Below are 6,322 nucleotides of genomic sequence, written 5' to 3'. Positions count from 1 at the left end.
ACTCAGGTGACTATCGAGGTCACAGCAGCGAATGGGGCGATACAAAGTATCACGACCACCACAGGCAGTGATGGTAGCTGGTCAATCGAAGTGGCGAATGCCATTAGTGAAGGCGACTACAGTGTGACCGCCAGTATCACCGATGCAGCGGGGAACACCGGCAGCAATACAACCACCGGTGAGATAGACACCATCGCACCGACGGTGAGCATTGACGCGCCAGAATTAACGAATGACAACACGCCGCTGGTAACGGGCACATCAGACTTAGCCAACAGCGATATTATCGTGACCTTCACTGACAGCAATGGCAGTCACAGTGTGACGGTGCAAACGGATGACAATGGTCAATGGCAGGCAGAAGCCAGCCAAGCATTAGCGGATGGCAACTACAGCGTCAGTGTCAGTCTCAGTGATGCCGCAGGGAATACTGGCACCGCCAGTGATAGTGGGGTTGTTGATACCGTGGCACCTGAGCTTAGAGTTATTCCATCCTTCTTACTCGGTAATTTAGTGTCACTATCAGGTGAGTCGGATCTTCCGCAAGGGAGTATAATAACTATCACGAATCATTTAGTTGGAGGTCTAGTTGGGCTGCCTTATACCGCAGTTACAGATGAAAATGGCAACTGGGAAGTACTAAATTTAACGGTGCCGTTACTGAGCTTAGCGTATGTGACTGCAAGTGCTACTGATGCAGCAGGAAATACAACGACAGTTAGCACGCTTGATTTTGATAATACAGCTCCTGATTTGAATGTCAGTGTTGACGCGTTGAGTAATGACACAACACCTGTCATTTCAGGTGACACTGATATGGGCCAAGGCACTGTGATTAATTTGACCGTGGTTGATAGTGATAATGTCACTCAAACATTTAGCGCAACCGTTCAAGCTGATCAAACTTGGTCGGTGTCTGTGCCACAAGCACTCGCGGAGGGGGCTTATACTGTCACCGCATCTGTGCGCGATGGCGTTGGTAACTTAACTACGGAACAAACCACTGGTGTGGTAGATAGTGTCGCACCAAGTTTAGTTATCGATACTTTACAACCAACCGCTAATACAACACCAACGATAACAGGCAGTAGTAATGAAATTGGTGGTGAAGTAACTGTTGTGGTTAACGGGCAAACTCTACTAGCAGCAGTTGCTAATGATGGAACATGGCAGGTAACAATTCCAACAGCATTGAGCGATGGTGAATATCCAGTAGAAGTGACTATTACCGACACTGCTGGTAATCAACAAACGGCATCTTCCACTCTGTCGATTGATACTATCACGCCAGTATTGACGATGACGAATCTGGGTGTAACTAATGATGCAACTCCGACAATTTCAGGTACTTCAACTGAGCCACAAGGTACTGAAGTGGTCATTGTTTTGGTTGATTCTAATGGTGACAGGCAGCAATTTACAACCCAAGTGCAAGGCGATGGCAGTTACTCAGCAAGTCCAAGCGCAGTGGTGGCCGATGGTGCTTACACTGTTACAGCTACCATCACGGATGCAGCAAATAATAGTGGTACAGCGCAGAGCACTGGTACCGTTGATACCTTAGATCCCACTTTAACTTTGGATGGATTGGGTACATTTAATGATGATACACCGGTTATTTCAGGCAGTAGTGATGAAATAGGCGCAACGGTGATGGTCAATGTCAGTGATGACTTAAACAGTTATCAACTAACTGCAGTTGTACAAGCCGATGGCAGCTGGTCGGTACAAGTTATTGATGGATTGAATGATGGCGCGATTACTATTACAGCTAATGTGAGCGATGCTGCTGGTAATCAAGCATCGGCTACTGATACCGTAACATTAGATACTAATGCACCGACCATCTCGATTGCAAATTTACAGCCGACAATAGATACAACACCGAGCATTTCAGGTACTACAGATGCAAGAGATGGCACTGACGTAACAATTGAAATAATAGCGGCAGGTGTTGTTATACAAACACTAATTACGCAAGCTGCGGCTGGGCAATGGAGTATTGAGGTCAATGAAGCACTTGTTGAAGGCAGCTACACTGTAAGAGCTACAGTCACTGAAGACGGTTTAACTGGATCTTCAAATACTAGCTTAGCAGTTGATTTAACAGCACCAACTTTGATAGTTAATACACCGAGTATTACAAACGATACAACACCATTAATTAGTGGCACATCAGATGCAGCACAAGGCACTATCGTTACATTGTTGGTCACAGACAGTGCTGGCACTGAGCAATCGGCGCAGGCAACGGTCAAAGCAAATGGTACATGGTCTGTTGCGCTTGCAAGTGAGCTTGCTGAAGGAAGTTATAGCGTTGCTGCAACCATTGCGGACATTGCCGGAAATAGCAATTCGGCTCAAACAACAGGTGAAATAGATCTAACCCCACCTACAGTGTTGATCGATTTATTAAGCAGCACAGCAGATAAAACACCGGTTGTTTCAGGAGCGGCTTTAAATGCTGTTGCGGGGAACACCGTTGCTGTTACTTTTACAGATGCACAAGGGGTAAGTCATATAGTCAATACAACACTCGCAGCGGATTTAACATGGCAAGTCGAAGCATCCCAAACTCTTGCAGAAGGTGCCTACACTGTTACTGCTGTGGTCACTGATACTGCGGGTAATGCTGGGCAACAAATTGCTAATGCCGTTATAGACAGTGTTAACCCTGAGATCACTATTGACCAAAGTAGCTTGGTATTAACCCAAGATACAACACCGCTTATTAGTGGTACATCAGATGAAGCGAATGCCACTGTAGAGGTTACCTTTACTGATGCAAATGGTACTGAGCATATTGTAACCGTTACTACTGATGCGCAAGGTGATTGGCAAGCAGCAGCAAACACCCCATTAGCTGAAGGCGTCTACTCTGTGAAAGCAACGATCACAGATATAGCTGGTAATCAGGGGGAAGACAGTAAGACTGGAGGAGAAATAGATATTACACCGCCAGAACTGGCGATTGTCCCCTCATTTTTACTTGGTAACTTGGTTTCATTATCTGGTACGTCAGACCTACCTGAAGGGAGTATAGTTACTATTACTAATCATTTGGTTGGTGGTGCAATTGGTTTACCTTATACCGCAACAGTTGATGCAAATGGTGATTGGAGTGTATTAAACATCTCTCTTTCATTATTAAACCTTGCGTATGTTGAAGCATCTGCAACCGATGCGGCGGGTAATACCACCACCATCAGTACCTTAGATTTTGATAATACGGCGCCTGAACTTACGTTATCTACCCCAGCACTGACTATGGATAGTACGCCAACTATTAGCGGAACCACTGATTTAGGTGAAGGTGCGCAAGTAACACTTGTGGTCACAGGGCAAGGGGTTGCAACACAGACCTTTAATGCGACAGTGCAAGCGAATGGCAGTTGGTCAGTCAATGTGCCACAAAATTTAGGAGATGGACAATATACGGTTAAAGCGAGTGTGCGCGATGGCGTTGGTAATCTAACAGAGCAGACGGCCAGTGGTGTAATTGATACTACAGCACCAAGCTTAGTTCTTAATACAACTGCGTTCACCAGTGATGATACGCCGCTTATCAGTGGCACCAGTAATTTAACTGGTGGCGAGGTTACCGTCACTATTGATGGGCAAAGCTTAACAGCGACGGTGGCACAAACTGGCCAGTGGCAAGTGTCGGCTAGTACGCTCACCGATGGGACCTATACCGTCACTGCAACGGTTACCGATCAAGCAGGAAATAGTACAACTCGTACAGGTAATATCACCGTAGATACAGTCGCTCCAAACATTACAGTGGTCAATCAAGGCTTAGGCAATGATGCGACACCAATAATCTCAGGAACGAGTGATGAAGCACAAGGTAGTACGGTTTCGGTGGTAATTGTTGATGGTAATGGCGATACGCATAATTTGACGGCAGTAGTTGATATTAATGGCGATTGGCAAGTTGAATCCGATGCCCTTCCTGAGGGGGAGTACAATGTTACAGCATCAATTACCGATGCAGCAGGGCTCACTTCAAGTGTTACAACAGCCGGTGAAATAGATACCGTTGCGCCAGTTGTGACTGTGGATGCTGTAGGCACAATAAATCTTGCAACTCCAACAATAACAGGTAGCAGCGATGAGCCCGCGGGTACAGTGATCAGTGTTGATGTAACTGACAGTACACAAACCTATAGTTATACAACCGAAGTACAAGCTGATGGTAGTTGGTCTATAGATGTTCCAGATAACTTAGAGGATGGTAGTATCAGTGTTGTTGCTTCGGTTACCGATTTAGCTGGCAATACAAGTACATCAGATAGTGTAACTGGTGCACTCAATACGAGCGCCCCAAGTATAGGCATTACGCCTTTAGCGGCCACAAATGATACTACCCCAGTTATAAGTGGTACGAGTGACGCGTCAAATAGTAGTGCTATAAATTTAGTGATCAGCAATGCAAGTGGTGATGTGCAAACCTTTACCGCTACTTTGAATAGTGGTGTATGGAGTGTAGAAGTTCCGCAAGCGCTGTTAGAGGGCAGCTACACGGTTTCAGCGAGTGTTACCGAATTAGGTTTAACGTCGTCAGCTTCAACATCACTTGTGATTGATTTAACCGCGCCAACACTTGAAATAACATCGGCATTGTCTTCTGCTGATTCAACTCCGTTAATATCAGGTACCAGCCTTGATGCACCGTTGGGTTCTACTGTTGAAGTAACAATACTCGATAGCAATGGTGTTAGCCAAACTGTGTCTACCCAGGTACTTGCAAATGGTAATTGGAGTGTTGTTGCAAGCACGGCGCTTGCTGAAGGTGATGCTCAAGTTACCGCTGTGATCACCGACACCGCAGGTAACAGCAGCAATGATACAATTACACTCAATATGGATTACACTGGACCTGTAATTTCAGTAACAGCACCAGCGATTACCAATGATTTGACACCGACCATAAATGGTTCTATCAGTGGTGCACCGGCAGGCACTTTAGTGACAGTGTTGGTCACTGACCGTGCTGGTAATACTCAAAAGATGACCACAACATCTAATGCCGATGGTAGCTGGGATGTTGAAGTAATTAATGGTTTAGCAGATGGCACTTACACTGTTAGTGTCAGTGCTGCTGATGAGTTAGGAAATGAATCGTCAGCGCAAAGTACAGGCATCATAGATACGGTAGCGCCAGAAGTCGCCATTACCAGTGGCTTAGTTTTAACTTATGATACGAGCCCACTGATCACAGGAACGTCAAGTGAAGCGAATTCAGAGGTGATAATAAGCTTTGGCAGCGGCTATCAGCAAACAGTTACAACTGATAATGACGGTAACTGGTCAGTTTCATTAGGAGATAGTATCAGTGATTTCCCTGCAGGGCTATTGGATGGCGCATATACGGTAAGTGCTAGTATCGAAGATGCTGCGGGTAACATGGGTACTGCATCAGGCAATGGCTTAATAGTTGATACCACTCCTATTGAGTTTAATGTGACGGACTATAATCCTGGTATATTGGGTCTGCTACTTCCATCTGTAGAAGGAGAAGCACCATCAGGAACTGAAATATATATCATCGGAGCTAGCTTAATTGGCGTAGGCTTATTGGGAATTGATCTTGATGTATTAGAAGGTTACCCAAGTACGACAACTGACGCCAACGGTGAGTGGAGTTATACATTATCCTTATTGGACTTGGACCTGTTAAGTGGTGAAGATTATTATTTCTTAACAATTGATCAAGCTGGAAATTACCTTGTTAAAGATACAGATAATCAGGATTTTGCCTCTGGCAATATTAATGATGATCCAGCATCACTCAGTGTAGAGGCAGATCAGAGCATAGCTCAAACAGAGATACCAGAATCAAGTGTTACCTTCAGTAATGAAGTATCACAAAATGAAAGCATTGATTTAAGTCGTATCTTAGCTGCTGACAATACCGTTAGTAGTGAGTCAGAGCCATTGGATTTAACAATCAGTGATGTACTGAGCGATGCTGAACAAACGGATTTGCTAGCCTTAGACTTAGACAGTGAAGCTAGTAGTATTGCTTTCAGTGGAGATACATCGAAATCTGCTGAGCCTGCTCTTGATGCACAAAACCAATCAGAAGAGATGATTAAAAAGTTAATTGAGAGTGGAAATAACCAAATAGATAGTTAATGAGTTAACTAATACAAATATAAAGCGCGGGTAGTTTCACACTTCCCGCGCTTTATTATATTAATTTCGTGAGCAATTTAGTTATTACGCAGGATTGATTTTATAAAATCACAGTGAAGCACGGAAAAGCAATTTTGAATAATAGCTGAGTATGTACTATCTAGTAAATGAGCACTAAATA

Annotated in this window: 1 protein-coding gene; it reads left to right on the top strand. The window is 44.5% G+C overall.

Annotation, left to right across the window (positions count from 1 at the left end; translation table 11 throughout):
• On the top strand, positions 1-6,141 hold a 6,141-nt coding region (locus B5G52_RS01520; RefSeq protein WP_176372479.1), incomplete at its 5' end, for an Ig-like domain-containing protein.
• Between the last annotated feature and the right edge of the window lie 181 nt (positions 6,142-6,322).

This window comes from Pseudoalteromonas sp. A601, assembly GCF_002165575.1.
In the GTDB taxonomy this organism is placed as follows: Bacteria; Pseudomonadota; Gammaproteobacteria; order Enterobacterales; family Alteromonadaceae; genus Pseudoalteromonas.
The sequence above is the reverse complement of the archived record's forward strand: the minus strand, read 5'-3'. Positions and strand labels throughout refer to the sequence as shown.